Source organism: Clostridioides sp. ZZV14-6345 (genome assembly GCF_020657775.1).
Lineage (GTDB): Bacteria > Bacillota > Clostridia > Peptostreptococcales > Peptostreptococcaceae > Clostridioides > Clostridioides difficile_D.
On the sequence record NZ_JAGWCX010000183.1, the window covers coordinates 1 to 435 of the forward strand.

A 435-nucleotide genomic window follows, 5' to 3' on the forward strand; every position below is an offset into this window, starting at 1 on the left:
GCACCATTTTTTAGTTTTCCTGAAGAAATAAGGACTATAATGTACACTACAAATATAATTGAAGGACTTAATAGACAGTTTAGAAAGGTCACAAAAACAAAGTCCACTTTTCCATCAGACGACTCACTATTAAAAATATTGTTCTTAGCAGGTGAAAATGTGATGAAAAAATGGACTATGAGATATAGAAACTGGGATAGTATATATAATCAGTTATCTATATTCTTTGATAATAGAATATAATTTTAAAAAATTACATTCTAAAAATTTGCCATAATATATATGGTTTACAAAAATATTTAGAAATATCCCAGTATATATTTTTTACAATTTATTAGAATAAAATTCATATATTGGGAAATATTAATAGTAAATAAATAATTGTTGCTATAAAGTAGAAATTATCTTTAAAAGCACAAATTGATTTACAGTCTC

At 23.7% G+C, this 435-nt stretch carries 1 protein-coding gene; it reads left to right on the top strand.

The genetic code is table 11. The features are described 5' to 3' along the window. On the top strand, positions 1 to 243 hold a 243-nt coding region (locus KGF39_RS19515; RefSeq protein ID WP_227823579.1), incomplete at its 5' end, for a transposase. Positions 244 to 435 lie beyond the last annotated feature (192 nt).